General features: G+C 63.7%; 19 protein-coding genes. 9 read left to right on the top strand and 10 right to left on the bottom strand.

Features of this window, described 5'->3' with window-relative positions; genetic code table 11:
- Nucleotides 1-27: 27 nt before the first annotated feature.
- Together SB753_RS08360 and SB753_RS08355 are read left to right on the top strand one after the other, a co-directional pair.
- Nucleotides 28-1,977, top strand: a complete 1,950-nt coding sequence (locus tag SB753_RS08360; protein ID WP_088174709.1) for an ATP-binding cassette domain-containing protein — start codon at nucleotides 28-30, stop codon at nucleotides 1,975-1,977.
- A 58-nt stretch (nucleotides 1,978-2,035) separates the two neighbouring features.
- The gene (locus SB753_RS08355) at nucleotides 2,036-3,262 is read left to right on the top strand and encodes a CaiB/BaiF CoA transferase family protein (RefSeq protein WP_410799940.1); all 1,227 of its coding nucleotides are present in this window, start codon (nucleotides 2,036-2,038) and stop codon (nucleotides 3,260-3,262) included.
- A gap of 128 nt (nucleotides 3,263-3,390) precedes the next feature.
- On the opposite strand, the gene SB753_RS08350 is transcribed toward SB753_RS08355, so the two are convergent.
- The 3 genes from SB753_RS08350 to alr form a co-directional block, all read right to left on the bottom strand.
- Nucleotides 3,391-3,669 carry a DUF2866 domain-containing protein gene (locus tag SB753_RS08350; RefSeq protein WP_020065610.1) on the bottom strand — a complete coding sequence of 93 codons (279 nt, stop codon included), beginning with the start codon at nucleotides 3,667-3,669 and terminating at the stop codon, nucleotides 3,391-3,393.
- Nucleotides 3,670-3,814: 145 nt separating this feature from the next.
- Nucleotides 3,815-5,191 (bottom strand): DNA repair protein RadA, encoded by a 1,377-nt coding sequence (gene radA / locus SB753_RS08345; protein WP_088174711.1) that lies wholly within the window; start codon nucleotides 5,189-5,191, stop codon nucleotides 3,815-3,817.
- 105 nt (nucleotides 5,192-5,296) lie between these two features.
- Nucleotides 5,297-6,367 (bottom strand): alanine racemase, encoded by a 1,071-nt coding sequence (gene alr / locus SB753_RS08340; protein WP_020065608.1) that lies wholly within the window; start codon nucleotides 6,365-6,367, stop codon nucleotides 5,297-5,299.
- A gap of 218 nt (nucleotides 6,368-6,585) precedes the next feature.
- Here alr and lplT point away from each other — a divergent pair, with 218 nt between their 5' ends.
- The gene (lplT, locus tag SB753_RS08335; protein WP_020065607.1) at nucleotides 6,586-7,893 is read left to right on the top strand and encodes a lysophospholipid transporter LplT; all 1,308 of its coding nucleotides are present in this window, start codon (nucleotides 6,586-6,588) and stop codon (nucleotides 7,891-7,893) included.
- A 61-nt stretch (nucleotides 7,894-7,954) separates the two neighbouring features.
- Nucleotides 7,955-8,764, top strand: coding sequence for a bifunctional hydroxymethylpyrimidine kinase/phosphomethylpyrimidine kinase (thiD, locus tag SB753_RS08330; protein ID WP_410799939.1), 810 nt, complete (start codon nucleotides 7,955-7,957; stop codon nucleotides 8,762-8,764).
- A gap of 10 nt (nucleotides 8,765-8,774) precedes the next feature.
- Here the strand turns inward: thiD and SB753_RS08325 are convergent, their stop codons facing one another.
- The 4 genes from SB753_RS08325 to tsaB are packed head-to-tail and all read right to left on the bottom strand — an operon-like array spanning nucleotide 8,775 to nucleotide 12,370.
- Nucleotides 8,775-9,926: a DUF1853 family protein gene (locus SB753_RS08325; RefSeq protein ID WP_410800286.1), complete on the bottom strand. Its 1,152-nt coding sequence runs from the start codon at nucleotides 9,924-9,926 to the stop codon at nucleotides 8,775-8,777.
- Nucleotides 9,881-11,089, bottom strand: coding sequence for a uracil-DNA glycosylase family protein (locus SB753_RS08320; RefSeq protein WP_410799938.1), 1,209 nt, complete (start codon nucleotides 11,087-11,089; stop codon nucleotides 9,881-9,883). Before SB753_RS08320 ends, SB753_RS08325 begins: the two co-directional genes overlap by 46 nt.
- Nucleotides 11,076-11,570 carry a ribosomal protein S18-alanine N-acetyltransferase gene (gene rimI, locus SB753_RS08315; protein ID WP_410799937.1) on the bottom strand — a complete coding sequence of 165 codons (495 nt, stop codon included), beginning with the start codon at nucleotides 11,568-11,570 and terminating at the stop codon, nucleotides 11,076-11,078. Before rimI ends, SB753_RS08320 begins: the two co-directional genes overlap by 14 nt.
- A complete protein-coding gene (gene tsaB, locus SB753_RS08310; protein WP_410799935.1) occupies nucleotides 11,567-12,370 on the bottom strand; it encodes a tRNA (adenosine(37)-N6)-threonylcarbamoyltransferase complex dimerization subunit type 1 TsaB in 804 nt (267 codons plus the stop codon). Before tsaB ends, rimI begins: the two co-directional genes overlap by 4 nt.
- 221 nt (nucleotides 12,371-12,591) lie before the next feature.
- On the opposite strand from tsaB, the gene SB753_RS08305 reads away from it, so the two are divergent.
- The 3 genes from SB753_RS08305 to aceA all read left to right on the top strand — a co-directional run bounded on the left by SB753_RS08305 (nucleotide 12,592) and on the right by aceA (nucleotide 16,682).
- Entirely contained in the window at nucleotides 12,592-12,861 is a 270-nt protein-coding gene (locus SB753_RS08305; RefSeq protein ID WP_027775355.1) for an acyl-CoA-binding protein, read from the top strand.
- Nucleotides 12,862-13,290: 429 nt separating this feature from the next.
- Nucleotides 13,291-14,907 carry a DEAD/DEAH box helicase gene (locus SB753_RS08300; protein WP_410799933.1) on the top strand — a complete coding sequence of 539 codons (1,617 nt, stop codon included), beginning with the start codon at nucleotides 13,291-13,293 and terminating at the stop codon, nucleotides 14,905-14,907.
- A 467-nt stretch (nucleotides 14,908-15,374) separates the two neighbouring features.
- On the top strand, nucleotides 15,375-16,682 hold the full coding sequence (aceA, locus tag SB753_RS08295; protein ID WP_027775357.1) for an isocitrate lyase: 1,308 nt from the start codon (nucleotides 15,375-15,377) through the stop codon (nucleotides 16,680-16,682).
- Between the two features lie 278 nt (nucleotides 16,683-16,960).
- Here aceA and SB753_RS08290 read toward each other — a convergent pair whose 3' ends face one another.
- On the bottom strand, nucleotides 16,961-17,395 hold the full coding sequence (locus tag SB753_RS08290) for a universal stress protein (protein WP_020065598.1): 435 nt from the start codon (nucleotides 17,393-17,395) through the stop codon (nucleotides 16,961-16,963).
- Between the two features lie 201 nt (nucleotides 17,396-17,596).
- A complete protein-coding gene (locus SB753_RS08285) occupies nucleotides 17,597-18,499 on the bottom strand; it encodes a LysR family transcriptional regulator (RefSeq protein ID WP_020065597.1) in 903 nt (300 codons plus the stop codon).
- A gap of 147 nt (nucleotides 18,500-18,646) precedes the next feature.
- On the opposite strand from SB753_RS08285, the gene SB753_RS08280 reads away from it, so the two are divergent.
- On the top strand, nucleotides 18,647-19,516 hold the full coding sequence (locus SB753_RS08280; protein WP_410799930.1) for a (S)-2-haloacid dehalogenase: 870 nt from the start codon (nucleotides 18,647-18,649) through the stop codon (nucleotides 19,514-19,516).
- A gap of 101 nt (nucleotides 19,517-19,617) precedes the next feature.
- Nucleotides 19,618-21,219 (top strand): malate synthase A, encoded by a 1,602-nt coding sequence (gene aceB / locus SB753_RS08275; RefSeq protein ID WP_410799928.1) that lies wholly within the window; start codon nucleotides 19,618-19,620, stop codon nucleotides 21,217-21,219.
- Nucleotides 21,220-21,367: 148 nt separating this feature from the next.
- Here the strand turns inward: aceB and SB753_RS08270 are convergent, their stop codons facing one another.
- The gene (locus SB753_RS08270; RefSeq protein ID WP_088174719.1) at nucleotides 21,368-21,769 is read right to left on the bottom strand and encodes a gamma-glutamylcyclotransferase; all 402 of its coding nucleotides are present in this window, start codon (nucleotides 21,767-21,769) and stop codon (nucleotides 21,368-21,370) included.
- Nucleotides 21,770-21,895: the final 126 nt, after the last annotated feature.

Below are 21,895 nucleotides of genomic sequence, written 5' to 3'. Positions count from 1 at the left end.
TAGCGTTTTTCTCAAGCCGGCCTCTTCGTGATCCGCTTTAACCAGTTCAGCCTCGCGCGCGGCACCAAGCCGCTCTTCGACAACACCACGTTCACCCTGAATCCCGGCGAAAAGGCGGGCCTCGTGGGAGCAAACGGCGCTGGCAAGTCGACACTGTTCGCCGTGCTGCTCGGCGAACTGCATGCGGACGGCGGCGATTTTTCGATCCCGCCAACGTGGCAGATCGCGCACGTCGCGCAGGAAACACCCGCTGCGGACAAGACCGCCCTCGCCTATACGCTCGACGGCGACGCGGCATTGCGCGCAATCGAAGCGCAGATCGCGGCCGCCTCCGCCGCGCACGACGGCGCGGCCGAAGCCAACGCGCATGCAGCCTTTGCAGACGCCGACGGCTACACCGCGCCCGCGCGCGCTGAAGCGCTGCTGCTCGGTCTCGGTTTCACGCTCGACCAGACCCGCGAACCGGTGAGCAGTTTCTCGGGCGGCTGGCGCATGCGACTCAATCTCGCGCAGGCGCTCATGTGCCGTTCGGATCTGCTGCTGCTCGACGAACCGACCAACCACCTGGATCTCGACGCAATCGTCTGGCTCGAAGACTGGCTGCACCGTTATCCGGGCACCTTGATCGTGATCTCGCATGACCGCGAATTTCTCGATTCGGTCTGCAACGTTACGCTGCATCTCGAACAGCAGCAGATCAAGCGTTACGGCGGCAACTACTCGCAGTTCGAAGTGCTGCGGGCGCAGCAGATCGCGTTGCAACAGAGCGCGTACGAAAAGCAGCAGCGCACGGTCGAGCATCTGCAGAGCTACATCAACCGCTTCAAGGCACAGGCCACCAAGGCGCGCCAGGCGCAAAGCCGCGTGAAGGCGCTCGAGAAGATGGAACTGATCGCGCCGGCGCACGCTGCGTCGCCGTTCACCTTCGAATTTCGCACGCCCGATTCCGCGCCGAACCCGATGATGGTGATGGAGGACGTGCGCTGCGGCTATCACAGCGAAGAAGGCGTTGAAATTCCGATCGTCGAGCGCGTGATGCTGTCTATCCAGAACGGCCAGCGCATCGGGCTGCTCGGCGCAAACGGCCAGGGCAAGTCCACGCTGATCAAGACGCTGGCCGGCACGCTCGCGCCGCTCGGCGGGCACGTGCGCGAAGGCAAAGGTCTGCGCATCGGCTACTTCGCGCAGCATCAGCTCGAAACGCTGCGCGCGGACGACACGCCGTTGCAGCACCTCGCGCGCCTTGCGCCGGATACGCGCGAGCAGGAATTGCGCGACTTCCTCGGCAGCTTCAACTTTTCCGGCGAAATGGCGACGTCGAAGATCGCTCCTTTCTCCGGCGGCGAAAAGGCGCGGCTGGCACTTGCGCTGATCATCTGGCAGAAGCCGAACCTGCTCCTGCTCGACGAGCCAACCAACCACCTGGATCTCGAAACACGGCACGCGCTGACCATGGCGCTCGCTCAGTTCGAAGGCACACTGATCCTCGTGTCGCACGACCGGCATTTGCTGCGCGCCACGACAGATCAGTTCATGCTGGTCGCAAAGCACCGTTTGCAGGAATTCGACGGCGATCTCGACGATTACCGCGACTGGCTGCTGCAACATGCGGCCGAGCAACGCGCAGCGTTGAAAGCGGGCAATGCGGCGAACGGCGCGTTCAATGGCGACAACGGCGCGGACGGCGGCGTGAATCGCAAGGAACAGCGCCGGCTGGAAGCGGAAACCCGTCAGAAGCTAGCGCACCTGAAAAAGCCGCTGCAAAGCCGTATCACGAAGATCGAGAAGGAGATGGACGCGCTCAACGCGGAAAAAGCGACGCTCGATGCATTCGTCGCCGATCCTGCCAGCTACGAGCCGGCTCAAAAGAGCAAACTGACGGACGCAATTCGCCGTCAGGCAGACGTGAACGCGCGCCTTGAAGCACTCGAAGCCGAATGGCTAGAGACACACGAGGAACTCGAACAAATCGGCTAGCGGGACGCTGTCCGCGATCCGCGCCGGCATCGACGAGAGGTTGGCTTTGTCATCTGCGATGTCCTCCGCTGCATCTTCCGTATCCGCCGCCAACTCGGCTTCGAACGCGGCGTCCGCCCCGCCTCCGTTAAGAGGCCTGCGCGTGCTCGACCTCACGCGTCTGTTGCCCGGACCGGTCGCCGCGCTGCGGCTTGCCGAACTCGGCGCCGAAGTGCTGAAAATCGAAGCGCCGGGCGCCGGAGACCCGACGCGAACAATGATGCAATCGTCGAGCGACCGCGTGGCCGGACGGCCCGGCGCGTTTTACCGGCTGGTGAATCGCGGTAAGCGCGAGACGCGGCTCGACCTCAAGTCGGAAGCAGGACGCAACGTGCTGCGAGCGCTCGCGGCCGAAGCGGACGTGTTGATCGAAAGCTTCCGGCCGGGGGTGATGGATCGGCTCGGCGTGGGCTACGCGACGCTGCGTGCGGCCAATCCGCGGCTTGTGTACTGCGCGATCAGCGGCTACGGCGCACGCGGCCCGTTCGCCGATCATGCCGGGCACGATCTGAATTACATCGGCTACGCGGGCGTTCTCGATCAACTCACCGACCGCGACGGCGCGCCGATCGTGCCGAATTTCCAGATTGCCGACCTGCTCGGCGGCGCGCTCAGCGCGGTTACGCAGATCCTTGCTGCGTTATGGCATGTGTCGCGCGGCGGCGAAGGCCGTTTCGTCGACGTTTCGATGACACACGCCACTCACGCGCACAACGTGATCGCGCAGGTCGCGCTCGCTAATGGCGATTCCGCGGGAGATGCCGCGAGAGATAGCGCGGCCAGCGCCGCCGGGAACACGGCGCGAAACGCAACGGAACACACAGGGCCAGGCGCGGGCCTGCTGAACGGCGGCGTGCCCTGCTACAACTTGTACCGTACGCTGGACGGCCGCTGGCTCGCGGTGGGCGCGCTGGAGCTGAAGTTCTGGGAAAGCCTGTGCATGGCGCTCGACCGCCCCGAATGGGCCACGCGCCACTGGAGTCTCGGCCAGGCGATCGGTGGACCGGACGCCGTTGCGATCACACGGGAACTCGCCGACGTCATCGGTTCGCGTGCGCTCGATGAATGGGTCGCGTTGCTGGAGCCGCTCGATTGCTGCGTCTCGCCAGTCTTGACGGCGGCCGAAGCGGCCCAGCATCCACTGTTCAATCCGCAAGCGCAGGACGAGCACGACGAGCTTGACGAGCACGACGAGCCGGATGAACTCATAAACGGATCTGAAGACCCGAAGCGACGCGCGCCCTAAAGCGCGACCGGAGCACGATTGAACCGCACCTCAACACCTGCGCGAAACGTGACCAGAGCGCCGGCAAAGCGCAATCGAAGCCCGAGCCAGGCGCAACGCTCTTCAACACCTCGCGCCGGCCCGCAGCTTCACCGGCGCGCCACCGTCTGCCGCGGCAACGTCTGACGCGGCGTCTTTTCGTCGTCGTACAGCAGATGCTTGCGGCCTTCCACATGGCGATTGATGGTGGCGCGCACCTCGGCGGCGGTCGCGTCGCCGGCTACCACGCGGCGCGAAATCTGCCCCGTTCTGTCGATCCACTCGACAATCCGGCAAGTGCCGCCCCACGGCTGGTGAATGGGCGCTGAGACCCGGCAGCCGCGCACCTGTATCGGCCCTTCGGCGATGGTTTCATGTGAGTGTTTCAAGGCGCGATCCTTTTTCGGGCATCGGAAGGGATGCAATAGCTTTGCAGCTTAAGGAAAAAGGAAGGGCTTGTTGGTTACAACCAACCTGGAGATATTTACGGCGCATTACGGCGCGCGCGTGGCGCACCACGCGCGCTATCGGCGTCTATTCAAGGGTGCGGACCCGGTCGATAGCCTGTTCGATACGTTCGACCGCAACAACCTGTAAGCCTTCTATCGGCTGCTTGGGCGCGTTGGCCTTTGGAATGACGGCGACCGAGAAGCCGAGCTTGGCGGCTTCCTTCAAGCGCTCCTGGCCGCGCGGCGACGGCCGGATTTCGCCGGCAAGACCTACTTCGCCGAATACCACGAGCCCTTTCGGCAGCGGCTTGTTGCGCATCGACGAATGAATGGCGAGCAGCACCGCGAGATCCGCGGCCGGCTCGGTGATTTTCACGCCGCCCACCGCGTTCAGGAACACATCCTGATCGAAACATGCGATGCCCGCGTGCCGATGCAGCACGGCGAGCAGCATCGCGAGCCGGTTCTGCTCCAGGCCGACGGCGAGGCGCCGTGGATTCGGCGCATTGGCGGAATCCACCAGCGCCTGAACTTCCACCAGCAACGGCCGCGTACCTTCCTGCGTGACCAGCACGCACGAGCCCGGCACCGACTGCTCGTGCTGCGACAGAAAGAGCGCCGACGGGTTCGCGACGCCGCGCAAGCCGCGCTCGGTCATTGCGAACACGCCGAGTTCGTTGACCGCGCCGAAGCGGTTCTTGATCGCGCGTACGAGGCGAAACGACGAGTGCGTGTCGCCCTCGAAGTACAACACCGTATCGACAATGTGCTCCAGCACGCGCGGTCCCGCGAGGGCGCCTTCCTTGGTCACGTGGCCGACCATGATGATCGTGGTGCCCGACTGCTTCGCGATGCGCGTCAATTGCGCGGCGCACTCGCGCACCTGCGCGACCGAGCCCGGCGCCGACGTCAGCGCGTCGGAATAGACGGTCTGGATCGAGTCGATGACCGCGACGTCGGGCTGCTGCTCCGCAATCGTCGCCTGAATTTTCTCAAGCTGGATTTCGGCGAGCAATTGCAGTTCGCTCGCTTTCGAGCCTGGTTCCAGCAGCGACAACCGTTGCGCGCGCAACGCAATCTGCGCGGCCGACTCTTCACCGCTGATGTAAAGCGCGCGTTTGTCGGCGGCAATCTCGGCGAGCGACTGCAGAAGAAGCGTCGATTTGCCGATGCCTGGATCGCCGCCGATCAGCACCACGCCGCCCGGTACGAGGCCGCCGCCGAGCACCCGGTCGAATTCGCCCACGCCGGTGGAAAAGCGCGGCACGTCGGAGGCTTCGATATCGGCGAGACGCCGCACCGGCGCACTCTTTGCGAGCGACTGGAAACGATGGGTGGAAGGTGTTTCGGCGACCGATTCGACGAGTGTGTTCCAAGCCTGACAGGACGGGCACTGACCCGCCCACTTTGGCGTTTGACCGCCGCATTCACTGCATACGTACAACGTTTTTGCTTTTGCCACGCGTTCTTGCCTGGTTACTGTTGTTTGGTGTTCCTGTCTCGAGCGCGCCGTTCGATGAAGCAGCGCGCTCCGCTATTGCCCCGCGTCAATACGCATTGCCGGACACTACTCGGCACGCACCGGCACGCGCGGCGCGACCGCGCACATCAGCTCGTAGCCGATCGTGCCGCAGGCGCGCGCAACGTCGTCAATCGGCAGCGACGCACCCCACAACTCGACGCGCGAGCCCACGTTCGCAGTGGGAACCGGCGTGAGGTCGACGGTGAGCATGTCCATGGACACGCGTCCCACGACCCGCGTGCGCACGCCCTCGACGATCACCGGCGTGCCTTCCGGCGCGACTCGCGGATAACCGTCCGCGTAACCGCACGCCACCACGCCGATGCGCATCGGCCCGCGCGCCTTGAAGAGCGAACCGTATCCGACCGTGTGGCCTTCCGCGATGTTCTGCACGGCGATCAGTTCGGACGTGAGCGTCATGGCAGGCTGCAAGCCGGTGCCCTGGATTGCCGCGGACATGCCCGACGGCGACGCGCCGTACAGAATGATGCCCGGGCGCACCCAGTCGAAGTGCGATTGCGGATGCCACAGCGTGGCCGCCGAATTGGCAAGGCTGCGCATGCCGGCGATGCCCTGCGCACCGCGCTCGAACGCTTCCATCTGGTGAGCCACGCCACGCTCGCTGTCGGCGTCGGAAAAATGGGTCATTAGCGTGATCTGACCGACGCCCTGACAGGCGCGCGCCCGCTCCCACGCCGCGCGGAATTTCTCCGGCGTGTAGCCGAGCCGGTTCATGCCGCTATTCATCTTCAACTGGATGTTCACAGGCTTCGAAAGCCGCGCCATTTCCAGCATGCGCAACTGCTCGTCCGAGTGGAGCGCCGTGGTCAGGCTATAGCGGTCGATGACGTCGATATCCGTCGGACGAAAAAAGCCCTCGAGCAAAAGAATCGGGCCGGCCCAACCCAATTCACGCAACTTCACGGCTTCTTCGAGGTCCAGCAACCCAAAGCCGTCCGTTGCACGCAAACCTGGGAAAGCGCGCGCGAGGCCATGGCCGTACGCATTGGCCTTCACGACCGCCCAGATCTTCGATTTAGGCGCATAGCGGCGCGCGACGGCGAGGTTATTGGCGAGGGCGGAGGTGTGAATCGTGGCTGAGAGGGGGCGCGGCATGGAGTATTTTCGTAAAGACGCTTGCGAATCAGCGGCTTACAGGGCGTTTTCAACGCGCGGCAGCCCGCTGGGCGGTGCGATCAAGGATTCTGCTAGTCTGAATGCAGCTATTTTCATGATATAAAGCCGTGCGCACAACCCATTTCGAACGGCATAAGCCCGGACGCATAACAAACGGCCGGGGCGGACAGACCGCAGCGAGGACAGCATCGCATCAGATGAAAAAAGGTTTTTACACCATCATGGCCGCGCAGTTTTTTTCGTCGCTGGCCGACAATGCGCTTCTGATCGCTGCTATCGCACTGCTGAAAGATCTACACGCCCCGAACTGGATGACGCCGCTGCTCAAGTTGTTCTTTGTGCTGTCGTACGTCGTTCTAGCCGCCTTCGTGGGCGCCTTCGCCGATTCGCGTCCCAAAGGACGCGTGATGTTCATCACGAACACTATCAAGGTGCTCGGCTGCATCACGATGCTGGTCGGCGCGCATCCGCTTCTTGCGTATGGAATCGTGGGTTTTGGCGCGGCTGCGTATTCGCCCGCCAAATACGGAATTCTGACCGAACTGCTGCCGCCTGACAGGCTCGTCGCCGCAAACGGCTGGATTGAAGGCACCACGGTCGGCTCGATCATTCTCGGTACGGTGCTCGGTGGAGCGCTGATCAGTCCGCATATTGCTGCGCCGATCCTGCGGCACCATATCCCCACGGTCAACACGCCCGCTGAAGCGGCGATGCTGGTCATCATGGTGATCTACGTCATCGCTGCGCTCTTCAATCTGCGCATTCCCGACACCGGCGCGCGCTACCCGAAGCAGGAACGCGGCCCGATCAAACTCGTCACCGATTTCGCCGACTGTTTTCTCGTGCTGTGGCGCGACAAGCTCGGGCAAATCTCGCTCGCGGTCACAACGCTGTTCTGGGGCGCGGGCGCGACACTGCAATTCATCGTGCTGAAGTGGGCCGAAGTGTCGCTCAACATGTCGCTCTCGGAAGCGGCAATCCTGCAGGCGGTGGTGGCCGTCGGCGTCGCGGGCGGCGCGATCTTCGCGGCCTCGCGCGTGCCGCTGAAGAAGTCGCTGTCGGTGCTGCCGGTGGGCATCATGATGGGGCTTGCCGTCATGCTCATGGCCTTCTATACGCGCAACCTGTTCCCTTCGCACTGGGGGCTGTACTTCGGCCGGATGCACGTGCCGGGTTATCTGATCGTCGCTTATGTCTTCCTGATGATCGTCGGCGGCCTGTCGGGCTTCTTCGTCGTACCGATGAATGCGCTGCTCCAGCATCGCGGCCACGTGTTGCTGTCGGCGGGTCACTCGATCGCCGTGCAGAACTTCAACGAGAACCTCTCCGTGCTCGTCATGCTGTGCCTGTACGCGGTGCTCGTCTGGCTCGACGTGCCGGTCACGGCGGTCATCGTGCTGTTCGGCACCTTCGTCTGCCTGATGATGTGGCTCGTGATGCGGCGTCACCAGGCGAACCAGCGTGCGTTCGACTCCGTCGCGCTGATCGGCGAAGTCAAGCACTAACGCGCCGGGGCGCGTCCGCTTCTGCCGCCGCCCTCGCGCCTTCACCTTTTCCCGCTTTGCGATGACTCAACCGATTCCCAATGTGCTGACCATCGCCGGTTCCGATTCGGGCGGCGGCGCCGGCATTCAGGCCGATCTGAAGGCTTTCTCGGCGCTCGGCGCTTACGGCGCGAGCGCGATTACCGCGCTCACCGCGCAGAACACGCGCGGAGTCACCGCGATCCACGCGCCGGACGCGGGCTTCATTACCGCGCAACTCGACGCCGTGTTCGACGACATCCGCATCGACGCGGTGAAGATCGGCATGCTCGCCAACGCGTCGATTGTCCGTGCAGTTGCCGACGCGTTGCGGCGGCACAAGCCCACGTACATCGTGCTCGATACGGTGATGATTTCGAAGAGCAACCACGCGCTCTTGCTGCCGGATGCGGTCGCCGCATTGCGCGAAGAACTACTGCCGCTTGCCGATCTGCTGACGCCCAATCTTCCCGAAGCCGCCGCACTGCTCGACGGCGTGCAACCGGCTGCCGACGAAGCGGGCATGGTCGAGCAAGGCGAAGCGCTGCGCGCGCTCGGCGCCCGCGCGGTGCTGATGAAAGGCGGTCATTTGAGCGCAACCGACAGTCCGGACTGGCTGATCCAGGAAAGCGGCACGCTGCGGCTGGGTGGCCCACGTGTGCCGGTGAAAAACACGCATGGAACGGGCTGCACGCTGTCGTCGGCGATCGCAGCACTGATGCCGCAACGCGACGATCTGGCGAGCGCGGTCGCGGATGCCAAGGAGTACCTGACCGGCGCATTGCAGGCGAGCGATCGGCTCGACGTCGGCAACGGCGTCGGCCCCGTGCATCATTTTTATCGATGGTGGTAACGCGGCCGCGCTACTGCTTTGCGTAGGCCTGAGCCTGCTCAGGCCACTCGTCGGGTACGACGAAGCCACGCGAGCGTTCAACCAGGCTGCCCGCCGCGTCTTCTGCCAATGCGGCGATCATGGTCGGGCCGGTTGGCTGGGCGCTTCGAGCGGTGAGCGTTAGCGGATCGATCAACGCCCTGCTGGCGGTCTGCTCCGCGTCTTGAGCATAACGTCGCGGCGCCAGCCATTCGAGCCGCGGCAAGACGCGCCAATGCTGCGCGTGCGCCGCTGCAAAGTCCGGCCACTCACTGCGTGTCACCCACCAGCCGCGGCCATGCGCGGGGTCGAGTTCGGCCGCATCTGCCGGCGTCTCGCCATGCCGATAGAACAACCATCCTTTGACGAACATTTGCGGCGTCCACGGTCCCGGATAACCCGTCGATGCAAAATCTTCGCGCGCGCTCAAGGGCAATTGATGACTGAGCAGATGGGCGAGCTTGAGGTCGAAGCGGTCCTTGAGGTTCGGGCCGACATAGTCCGATAACTGCGATGACGTGAGCGATGACGTGAGCGATGATGCGGACGGTGATAGCGGCGCGGTTCGCGCGTCGACATTGCCGGCATGCAGATAGCATTTCACCGCAAGCTCCCAATGAAGCCGCGCACCCTCTTGCGTGTGCAGCAGGAAATCGCATTCGCCCAGCGTCACCCCCGCACGCCGCAGCGGCACGCCCGCCGCGACCAACCTGGCCGTGGGGCCATGTTGCAGGAACCAGCCGAGCAAGCGTTCGGCGTAGCGGCCGAGGCGAGTCGTGCGCGTTGCGGCGAGATCGTCATGCAGCGGAGCGGGCGCTGCATCGAGCGCGCACAGCCAGTCGACGATGTCGTCGAGTTGCCGCAAGGACGCGAATGGAGTAGCGAGTTCGCCCATCGGCGGTTGCGGACGCAACAAATCGGCGCTCAACAACAGCCAGGCGAGATCGCGAACTGCGCAGTCGCGCAGCTTGTCGAGCAATGTGGGAAGAACGGCGTGCGCGCTGGCGGCATCGGCTGGGACGGAATCTCCGCTCCCAACAGCCACTCCGACAGAGTAAGCGCCGGCGACGTTTTTGCGCGCCGCCGGCTCATCCGCGCTCACTGTTTTGCCGCGTTCGACGCTGCGCCGCCGGCCGCACGCCACGTATCTCGCGCGAGGCACAAATCGGCCCATGCTTTGGCCTTGTCCGGCAGGCTACGCAGCAGATAGGCCGGGTGATAGGTGACGATCACCGGCACACCCTCGTACTCGTGGACGCGGCCGCGCAACGACGAAATGCTCGCGTCGGTCTTGAGCAGGCTTTGCGCGGCGAAGCGACCGAGCGCTACGATCAGCTTCGGCTTTACGAGCCCCACCTGGCGTTGCAGATAGGGTTCGCAGCGCGCGACTTCATCAGGCTCGGGATTGCGGTTGCCGGGCGGCCGGCACTTGATGACGTTCGCGATATATACGTTCGCGTCGCGCGCCAGCGTGAGTGAGCGCAGCATGTTGTCGAGCAGCTTGCCGGCCTGGCCGACGAACGGCTCGCCCACGCGGTCTTCGTTCTCGCCGGGCGCTTCGCCGATCAGCATCCAGTCGGCGTTCCGATCGCCTACGCCGAAAACCGTCCTGGTGCGTTTCTCGCACAGCCGGCAACGCTCGCAGGTTGACACCCGCTCGCTCAGCGCGTCCCAGTCGAGCGTGTGGATCGCGGGAGGTTGAGGCGTGTCGCCGAGCGCGTGCATCGGTGCGCCAGCGTCGCCCGGCGGATGAAGAGGGAGATCGTCGAACCAGGCGAAGTCGTCGGCGGGAGGAGCGTCGAATGACGACGACTCCGGCATGTGCGGCTCGGCGCTCGCGCTAGCCGGATTGCGGCTTTCGGCGGCACGTGGCGCGCGCTGCTGCGCCGGCTCCGCGCCATTTGCCGATTGATCTGAGCGGCGCGCGGACTGTTCAGCACGCTCAAGCGGCTCGGCCTGCTGCGAATCATTCAGTTGCGCTTCCGGCTGGGACCGCTGTGTTTCGAGACCTCGCGCATCGTTTCCAATCCGCGTCTGCGTCGGCGTCTGCATCTGCTCGTCGTCGGCTTGTCGCGACGGCTCTGCCGCGCGCATAGCCGGCGTGTGCGACGTCTGCGGCGTCAATCCGACCGAAGAAGGCTCGCGCGCATCGAGCCGCGTGAGGTCGCTTGCACCGTGCGGGCGCGGCGCGTCGGCGCCCTGCTCCGCGCCGGGTTCGTCAGCGGCTTCCGGCGTCGCGGCCATCCCGCGACGCACCCAGCGCGGCGCGAGCCCGAACTCTTCCAGTACTGATTCATGCAGCGCCATCCGCGCCCTCCCTGACAAACGATAAACGCATCACGATGGCGTCCTCCCGGCTGCGATGCCGCGCCGGATAATAGTTTTTGCGCCGGCCGATCGACGCGAAGCCGAAACGCTCATAGAGCCGGATGGCGCGATGATTCGACGGCCTCACCTCCAGCAGCAAACCGTCGAGTTTCTCGGCGCGGGTAATGCGCACGGCTTCCCGCAGTAGCGCGAGTCCTGCGCCCGCCCCTTGAGCGGCGGGCGTCACGCACAGATTCAGCAGATGCATTTCGTCGACGACCGGCATCAGCACGCAATAGCCGATCAGCGTACCCGTCACATGCCGCAGACAGACACCGAAATAGCCGTTGCGCAGGGAGTCGCCGAAATTGACGCGGCTCCAGGGGGATTCATAGGCGAGCTTTTCAATGGCGGCCACTTCGTCGAGGTCGCCTTCGGTCATGGGCGACATGTAGCGGTCCGCCAGCAGCACGCCGCTCATTGCCGTCCCTCGCGAGGCTCGGCGTGATGAGCGAGCGCCGCGGCCTGCTCCGCCTTGGCGGCCTTTTCCGCGGTGCGCTCGGCCGTTGTTTGCGCGACCTTGTTGCGGATGTACTCGGGCGCGGCCTGATCGGCCGGGACCGTGCGGCCCGCGTGGAACGCACGCAACGCGGCGTACGCGAGCGGCAGCGCATGCGGCAATGCTTCATGATCGACGGTCCGGGCGGCTGCGAGCGCCGGCAGCCGCGCGCCGAAGGCCGCGGCGGCGTTGCCTGCGAGCGTGAACGGTTCGTCGGGCAACACGAGCCGCTCGGGCGTATCGAGCGAGGCAGGTTGAACGGTGCGCCATTCGCCGTCAACCTCGTCCCACGCGTAGTCGGCCCAGTAGATTTCGTCCATGCGGGCGTCGAGCGCCGCCAGCACGCGCGTAGCGGCCGGATTGCGGCGCCGCGCACTCTCCGCGCAAACCAGCAGCGTGCTGACCGGCACCACCGGCAGATCGAGGCCGAACGACAGCCCCTGCGCGGCGCCAGTCGCCGTGCGAAGGCCGGTGAACGAGCCGGGACCTGAACCGAACGCAATGGCGTTGCAGTCGGCGAGGGTCAGGCGGGCTTCGTCGAAAAGTTCGCGGATTGCAGGCAGCAGGCGGGTGGTGGACACGGCGCCCGTCTGCTCGTGACGGACCCACACACGCGACTCGGCGCGCGCGTGGCCCGCTGCACCGGCGTCGGCGGCAGACAGAAGCGCTACCGAGCAGAATTCGGTGGAAGTATCGAGGGCAAGAAGCACTGTTTGAGTCATGGACCGTATTGTAATCGGCGCCGCGCGCGGATGCGGTTTGGGCTCGGCTGCAACGCGCGTTGTGATGACGAGGTCCACGCTAGCGCGACCACCGATACAAAACTGGTGCGCACTCCCTCTGCTCGCACGTGGCTCGCGTTTGGAATAAGCCCTCGGCCACGCCGTGGCATGCAATTGCTATGATCGTCGGCCACCTAACCATCCCGCCGGAGAGCACGACGATGACGGACCTCGACACGCAATTCACCCAAGCCCAGGAAGACGTCAAACAACTGCCGGAGCGTCCGGGCAACCTCACACTGCTGCGCCTCTACGCCCTCTACAAGCAAGCCAGCGAAGGCGACGTTCAAGGCGACAAGCCGGGTTTCACGGATATCGTCGGCAAATACAAGTACGACGCGTGGGCGGCGCTCAAGGGCACTGCGCAGGACGCCGCCAAGCAACAGTACGTGGAACTGGTCGAATCGCTGAAGAGCGGCGCGTCCGCGTAAAGTGCAATTGACGCCGAGCCGCTCGCAGCGGAGCGTCGCGCGATCTCAAGCGCGAGAGTCGCGCCAGGAAATGTCTTAACAGTGGCGCAGTGCAACAAATACCTATACAATGTTGCCTGCGCTTCACTGCTTTGCCCGGTTTTTCATTATCGGCCTTTGCGGCGCAGCGCCTCGTAGCGTTTAGCTCCAATCCAGTTTAGAACCTGTCCCCTCCTGCCTAGCCCCCTACGGGCGATCATGTCCCAGGCTGGCGGCAAGCCAATGTTGGCCTGTCGCATCCGATACAGCTTCTAACGAAAAACTCGCCTTTATTGTTGCGAGTTGCCCCCGTTTTTCGATTTGCTCGCTGCTTCTTTGCTCGCTGAATCCGACGACTTGGGTATGCCGATTGGCGCCGACGTTTTAATTCCCTGTGTTTCAAGGATTCTCATGACTTCGAGCAATACCCCCAGCAGCCCGTTGAACGCCATCGCCGACCAAGCCCTCGGTCTCGCCGACGCACCCGTGCAAGCCGTCGCTGCCGCGCCGGCCGTCGCCGCTGAAGCCGCCGCGCCCGCCGGTCCGACGTTCGCGTCGCTCGGCCTGTCCGCGGATGTCGTCTCCGCGCTGACCGCCGCTGGCTACCAGAACCCGACGCCGGTTCAGCAACGCGCAGTTCCTGCTGGCATCGCCGGTCGCGACCTGCTGGTTTCGAGCCCGACCGGTTCGGGCAAGACCGCCGCTTTCATGCTGCCGGCCATCGAACGTTTCTCGCAATTGCAGAAGGCGCAAGCCAGCCAGCCGCGCGAACCGCGTCCGGCCGACGGCGCACGCACGCGCCGCCCGCAACCGGTTGCCCGTCCGACCATGCTGGTTCTGACGCCGACCCGCGAACTCGCGATGCAGGTCACCACCGCCGCTGCTACGTACGGCAAGCATCTGAAGCGCCTGCGCACCGTCAGCATTCTGGGCGGCGTCGCCTATGGCCAGCAGCTGATGCTGCTTGCAAAGAACCCGGAAATCCTGGTTGCCACGCCGGGCCGTCTGATCGACCACCTGGAACGCGGCCGTATCGATCTGTCGCAATTGCAGATTCTCGTGCTCGACGAAGCTGACCGCATGCTCGACATGGGCTTCATCGAAGACATCGAGACGATCGTCGCGGCCACGCCGGCCACGCGTCAGACCATGCTCTTCTCGGCCACGCTCGACGGCAAGATCGGTTCGCTGACCGGCCGCCTGTTGAAGGATCCGGAGCGTATCGAGATCGTCCAGCGCCTCGAACAGCGCACCAACATCGCGCAAACCGTTCATTACGTCGACGACCGCGATCACAAGGACCGTCTGCTCGACCATCTGCTGCGCGACGCGGGCCTCGACCAGGCTATCGTCTTCACGGCGACCAAGATGGACGCGGACCAACTGGCCGGCCGTCTTGCTGACGCTGGTTTCGAATCGGCGGCACTGCACGGCGATCTGCCGCAAGGCGCGCGTAATCGCACGATCAAGGCACTGCGCGAGCGTCGCGTTCGCGTGCTGGTCGCAACGGACGTCGCCGCTCGCGGTATCGACATTCCGGGCATCACGCACGTGTTCAATTACGACCTGCCGAAGTTCGCCGAAGACTACGTGCACCGTATCGGCCGCACTGGCCGTGCCGGTCGCTCGGGTATCGCCGTGAGCCTCGTGCATCACGCCGAACAGGGCGCACTGAAGCGCATCGAGCGCTTCGTCCGTACTCCGCTGCCGGTCAACGTCGTCGCTGGCTTCGAGCCGCGCAAGTCGGCTCCGTCTGGTAACGGCCGTCCTGGCTTTGGCGGCCGTGGCCGTCCGGGCGGCGGCAATGGCGGCGGACGCCGCTTTGGCAGCGGCTCGGGCAAGCCGGCCGGTAACGGCAGCAGCTCGCGCAGCGGCACCGGCGGCGGTTGGGCCGGCAAGTCGGCTGGCGGCGGTTCGCGTGACGGCGGCTTCGGCGGCGGTTCGCGTGAAGGCTACGGCGGCTCCCGTGACGGCGGCTACGGCGCACGCCGCAGCGACGGCCCGCGTACCGCGCGTCGCGGCAGCTAAAGCGCGCTAGCGCGCGCGGCCAGCAAGCTCCTTTGGCCGCTTCAATGCGACGGGCGCGCCTGTCTGGCAGCAGCTAGACCTAGTTTTACAGACCCCGCAGCCTTGCGCTGTCGTCGGGTCAAACGAAAAACCGGTGCTCATGCACCGGTTTTTTTTCGCCCGCACTCCCATCACCTCCCAAATTTCACGATGTGCAAAAATTTTTTGCGTCGTAAAAAATCGTGCTGCACGGCACAACATGGCAATTGCAAGATGGGAAAAATCGTTTCTTAATGCGGAACGAAACATATAAGTTTTTGATTTTTATAAGGAATAAATATCGGAAAATCGCGCGCAGGCCGCTGTTGTGTCTCCATGGATTTGCCTAGACTCTTATATAAGAGTTCGGGAAACGGAACGCCTTCAAGGCCAACCGCTTCGACGAAGACAGATTTGATCATCCATTTCAGGCAACCAAGGAGAATATTATGACGACGCGCGAAGAACAAGCCCGCCAACTTCAGCAGCAATGGGAAACCGATCCGCGCTGGAAAGGCGTCAAGCGCAGCTACACCGCCGAGGACGTGATCCGTCTGCGCGGCTCGGTGCAGGTCGAGCACACGCTCGCCAAGCGCGGCGCGGAAAAGCTCTGGCATAGCGTGAATACGGAGCCGTTCGTCAATTCCCTCGGCGCGCTGACCGGCAACCAGGCAATGCAGCAGGTGAAGGCGGGTCTGAAAGCCATCTACCTGTCGGGCTGGCAGGTCGCGGGCGATGCGAACGTGGCCGGCGAAATGTACCCGGATCAGTCGCTTTACCCGGCGAACTCCGTGCCGCTCGTCGTCAAGCGCATCAACAACACGTTGACGCGTGCCGATCAGATCCAGTGGTCGGAAGGCAAGAACCCGGGCGACGAAGGCTACATCGACTACTTCGCGCCGATCGTCGCGGACGCCGAAGCCGGTTTCGGCGGCGTGCTGAACGCGTTTGAACTGATGAAGGCGATGATCGAAGCCGGTGCGGCAGGTGTGCACTTCGAAGATCAGCTCGCGTCGGTCAAGAAGTGCGGTCACATGGGCGGCAAGGTGCTGGTGCCGACGCGCGAAAACGTCGCCAAGCTGACAGCTGCGCGTCTCGCCGCGGACGTGTCGGGCGTGCCGACCGTGCTGCTCGCTCGCACTGACGCGGAAGCAGCCGACCTGATTACGTCGGACGTCGACGAAAACGACAAGCCGTTCCTGACCGGCGAGCGCACTGTCGAAGGTTTCTACCGCACGAAGCCGGGCCTCGAACAGGCCATTTCGCGTGGCCTCGCTTACGCTCCTTACGCCGACATGATCTGGTGCGAGACGGGCAAGCCGGACCTCGAGTTCGCGAAGAAATTCGCCGACGCCATCCACAAGGAGTACCCGGATCAACTCCTGTCGTACAACTGCTCGCCGTCGTTCAACTGGAAGAAGAACCTGGACGACGCGACCATCGCCAAGTTCCAGCGCGAACTGGGCGCGATGGGCTACAAGTTCCAGTTCATCACGCTGGCCGGCTTCCACGCGCTGAACTACTCGATGTTCAACCTCGCGCACGGCTATGCCCGCAATCAGATGACGGCGTTCGTCGAGATGCAGCAGGCCGAATTCGCGGCAGCGGAAAAGGGCTTCACCGCGGTCAAGCATCAGCGCGAAGTGGGCACCGGCTACTTCGACGCGGTCACGCAAACGGTCGAGCGCGAAGCATCGACCACCGCGTTGCACGGCTCGACGGAAGACGAACAGTTCTTCGACAAGAAAGTCGCGTAACGGCCTCGCGGCCCGATCGCGAAACGTAAGGCAGACAGACGGCGGAACAACGGCGAAGCGGTTTTGCCGGGGGGTCGCCGTCGACAGGGAGGAGTCTCGCCATCGCCGTATCCGCATATCAATGCGGGGCGATGGCGGGTTCTCGCAAGGCGGGGGCTAGACAGAAAGCCAGCACAAATCATTGTGCGGCGAATGGGACGACGCGCCGGCTGACTGCCGGCGCGTTTTCCGCTGGAGCTGCGAGCCGCAAGGCTGCGAAACCGTAACGTCTCCGAAGTTCAGCGGTACACCAGCACCGGGATTTTGGTATGCGTGAGCACCCGTTGCGTTTCACTGCCGATCAGCAGGCTGCCGAGACCGCGACGTCCGTGGGAGGCCATGAAGATCACGTCGCATGCGCCCCGCTCCGCCGCTTCGATTATGCCGAGATAAGGCGCCGGATGCACGCTGGTGCGCCTGTCGACGACTACTCCGACACGGCTCGCGGCAAGCTCCACTTCGCGCAGATGTTGTTGCGCTTCGCGTTCGCTGCGTTCGAGAAACTCGGACGGCGGTTCGACAACGATGTCGGAGAACGGCGCATACGGATATTGCGGCAGACATGCGTAGGCGGTGATGCGCGCGCCGACCGCCTGCGCGAGGTCGATCGCGCCGGCCATCGCCTTGCGCGAGAGATCTGAACCATCGGTCGGAACGAGAATGTGCTTGAACATGTGCCCTCCGTATCCGTGTCCGGCTGCCCTCTCGCCTTCGTTCGGCGCGGCATTGCCACACTTTTCAGGCTCGTGAATGGACCATGCGTCAGCGCCGGCCGAGGCTTCGCGTGCTGGCCTCAAAAGAATTGTAGGTCGTGGATACCTGTCGCCAACCGTTATTGAGGGTCTGTCCGAGTATGGAAAACCCGTTGCGACGCGTCAGCCCCAGTACTCCGGAAGGCCATACGTATGCTTGAGAAAATCCAGGAAAAGCCGCACTCGCAACGGCAAATGGCGGCGCTGAGGAAACACCGCATGAATGCCAATGGGCGGCGCGGCAAACTCGTCGAGCACGCTTACGAGGCGCCCTGCCGCGATGTCCGCGCCCACTTCCCACCACGAACGCCATGCGAGGCCGTGGCCTTCGAGACACCACTCGTGCAGCACGGCGCCGTCCGAGCATTCCATCGTGCCGGACACCTTGATCGATACGACCTTATCGGCCTGCTGGAACATCCAGCCGCGCTGCTGGTTGGCGCTTGCACCGAGCGCGAGACAATTGTGCCGAGCAAGATCCGCAAGGCTATGCGGCGCGCCGCGCCGGCTCAGATACGAAGGCGATGCCACGCACACACGCCGGTTTTCGCCGAGTTTGAGCGACACCAGCGACGAATCGGGCAATTCGCCGAGCCGCACTGCGCAATCGAAACCTTCGTTGACCAGATCGACGAGCCGGTCCGACAGATCGAGCGTGATCGAAACATCCGGATGCGCGACCGTGAACGCCGGCACCAGCGGCGCGACGTGGCGGCGCCCGAAACCGGCCGGCGCGGAGAGCCGCAAGTGGCCGCTCGCCTTGACGCCGCCCGCCGACACGCTCGCCTCGGCGTTCTGCATGTCATGAATGATGCGCTGACAATCTTCGAGAAATGCCGAGCCTTCGAAGGTCAGCGTGATCTTGCGTGTCGTGCGCACCAGCAATTTGACGCCAAGGCGTTCTTCGAGCGCATCGATTCGCCGTCCGATGATCGCGGGCGCCACGCCTTCTGCAAGCGCCGCGGCAGACAGGCTGCCTTTCGCGGCGACAGTGACGAAGGTCTCGATCTGCTTGAAACGGTCCATGGAAGGACGCCGCTAGCGCGGCGAAGTTGGCCGGAGCGCGTCAGATTAGGTGGATGAAAGTAAAAGATCAAGTGATCTTTGCCCTCTTTTTTAGCGCACAGCAGCCCTAATACAATCCGTCCTGACCTCTGACAGGAGCGCACGGCAATGTCGGCCACAACGACACTCTCTCCCAAAGCAGTGATTTTCGACGCCTACGGCACGCTTTTCGACGTGCATTCGGTGATCGCTGCCGCGGAGCAGTTGTTCCCCGGACACGGCGACGCACTCTCGCAGTTGTGGCGTCAGAAACAGATCGAATACACGCAGTTGCGCACGCTGGCCGATGCCGGCGGCGACGCTGCGCACTACCGGCCGTTCTGGGACATCACGCTCGACGCGCTGCGCTTCTCTGCGAAAAAACTTCAACTCACGCTCGGCCGTACTGCTGAAAAGCGTCTGATGGATGAGTACGCGTGCCTGTCCGCGTTCCCCGACGCGGTGCCAACGCTGCGTTTGCTAAGGGACTCGGCGTCTGTGTCTACGTCTGCCACTACCTCCGGGCTGTCGCCGGCATCCGCATCCCGAGCCTCACGCGGGCCGGCCTCTGCAGTAGGCACGTCAGGCGGTTCGCGCCCCGGCCTCGCGATTCTGTCGAACGGTAACCCTCAAATGCTCGACGTCGCGGTGAAGAGCGCGGGCATGAGCGGCCTGTTCGACCATGTGCTTTCCGTCGATGCCGTACGCGCATACAAACCCGCGCCCGCCGCCTATGCGCTCGGCCCTCAGGCCTTCGACGTGCTTCCGCGCGAGATCGTCTTCGTGTCGTCGAATGGCTGGGACGTCGCCGGCGCAACGTGGTTCGGCTTCACGACGTTCTGGCTCAACCGGCAAAACGCTCCCCTCGAAGAACTGGGCGTGACGCCGCACGGCACGGGCGCGGGCATGAGCGATCTATTGGCTTTTTTGAAGACCGTCACATCTGCCGGACGCGCCCACACCACAGCGAGCCGCATACGCCACAGCCCCGGCGCATGAAGCTCCCCTGTCGCAACTCATTGAATCAACTGAATCTACTGAATCAACTACCGCTGCATTTCAACTTTGCATCTTGCAATCTGACCGACCAAGGAGAAAACATGGCGAATCCGCTGTCATCGTTGTCGCTGCCGCAGGGCATGGAAATCACCGCTGAAATCAAGCCGGGCTATGAAACGATCCTCACACGCGAAGCGCTCGAACTCGTCGCCGCATTGCATCGCACGTTCGAGCCGCGTCGTCAGCAGTTGTTGCAGGCGCGGACGGAACGCACGAAACGGCTCGACGCCGGCGAGCGTCCCGACTTTCTCGCCGCGACGAAGAGCGTACGCGACGGCGACTGGACCATTGCGCCGCTGCCTGAAGATCTGAAATGCCGCCGCGTGGAGATCACCGGTCCGGTCGAGCGCAAGATGATCATCAACGCGCTGAACTCGGGCGCGGATTCGTACATGACCGATTTCGAGGATTCGAACGCGCCCAGCTGGGACAACCAGATCACCGGCCATGTGAACCTGAAAGATGCCGTGCGCCGCACCATCTCGCTCGAGCAGAACGGCAAGAGCTATAAGTTGAACGACAAGGTTGCCACGCTGATCCTGCGTCCGCGCGGCTGGCATCTCGACGAAAAGCACGTGAAGGTGGACGGCAAGCGCGTGTCGGGCGGCATCTTCGATTTCGCGCTCTTCATGGTGCACAACGCAAAGGAGCTGGTCGCGCGCGGCTCGGGCCCGTACTTTTATCTGCCGAAGATGGAAAGCCATCTCGAAGCGCGCCTGTGGAACGACATCTTCGTCGCGGCGCAGGAAGCGGTCGGCGTGCCGCGCGGCACGATTCGCGCGACGGTGCTGATCGAAACCATTCTTGCCGCGTTCGAGATGGACGAAATTCTGTACGAGCTGCGGGAACATAGCTCGGGGCTGAACGCAGGCCGCTGGGACTACATCTTCTCCGCGATCAAGAAGTTCAAGTCCGACCGCGATTTCTGTCTCGCAGACCGCTCGCAGATCACGATGACCGCGCCGTTCATGCGCGCGTATGCGCTGTTGCTGCTGAAGACGTGCCATCGCCGCAATGCGCCGGCCATTGGCGGCATGAGCGCGCTGATTCCGATCAAGAACGATGCGGCCGCGAACGACAAGGCAATGGCCGGCGTGCGCTCGGACAAGGCGCGCGATGCTGGCGACGGCTATGACGGCGGCTGGGTCGCTCACCCGGGTCTCGTGCCGATCGCGATGGAAGAATTCGTCAAGGTGCTCGGCGACAAGCCGAACCAGATCGGCAAGCAACGCGTCGACGTGCTCGTCACTGCCACGGACCTGATGGACTTCCGTCCGGAAGCGCCGATCACCGAAGCCGGTCTGCGCAACAACATCAACGTCGGCATTCACTACCTCGGCTCGTGGCTCGCTGGCAACGGCTGCGTGCCGATCCACAATCTGATGGAAGATGCCGCTACCGCGGAAATTTCGCGCTCGCAGGTATGGCAGTGGATTCGCTCGCCGAAGGGCACGCTCGACGATGGCCGCAAGGTAACGGCCGAGCTGGTGCGTGAACTCGCCGTGCAAGAACTCGACAAGGTGAAGCAGGCGGTCGGTGGCGATACGAAACCGTATGAACGCGCGGCTCAGATCTTCGAAGAGATGTCGACGTCCGAGCAGTTCACCGACTTTCTGACGCTGCCGCTTTACGAAGAAATCTGAGCGCGAACGCTTGTCGTGTTGTAACGACGAGTGCGTGCGACGATTGATCGAGCGAACGGCCCGTCAGGCGCATGCCTGGCGGGCCGTTTCTTATGCGCGGGAACGCGCATACGGGCGCATCAGCACATGCGAGAGCGCGGCGGCCGCGTCAGCGCGTGGCGCGATACTCGACCCAATCGCCGGACTTGATTTCCGGCAGGCCCTTCACCGCGTGAGGCGTGACCGGATAGAAGCGACAGTTCACGACGTTGCCGTCCACTTTCACCATCACTTCCCGGGCCAGAAAGCGATCTTCGACGCCGGGATACACCGCTTCGATCTCGTCGAGCACGGCGACGAGTTCGTCGTCAATTTCGTAGACATCGCCGGTTACGTCTACGCCCTGTTCATCGACAACGAGTCCCGGGTACGAACCGAAGTCGAACAGATGGCCGCGAACCGTGGCCGTGCCAAGCAGATTCGGCTCCGCTATTTCGTTGCGAGCCGCGGCTTCGCGGATGTCGTTCACTTCGCCCGCCCGCAGCGTGCCATATACAAAGACGGTTTGCATCGTGGTTGGTGCTCCTCGAATAGGTCGTCGGTCGATCGGACATTATGCAACGTCCAACACCATGCACGCTCTACAATGAGAATCCGCTCGGGTTCGGGCCTCGTACCCGCAGCGTTTTGTTCCGTG

The organism is Paraburkholderia sp. SIMBA_053 (assembly GCF_046534895.1).
In the GTDB taxonomy this organism is placed as follows: Bacteria; Pseudomonadota; Gammaproteobacteria; order Burkholderiales; family Burkholderiaceae; genus Paraburkholderia; species Paraburkholderia caledonica.
Note: the sequence above shows the minus strand (reverse complement) of the source record. Positions and strands in the feature narration are given on the sequence as shown.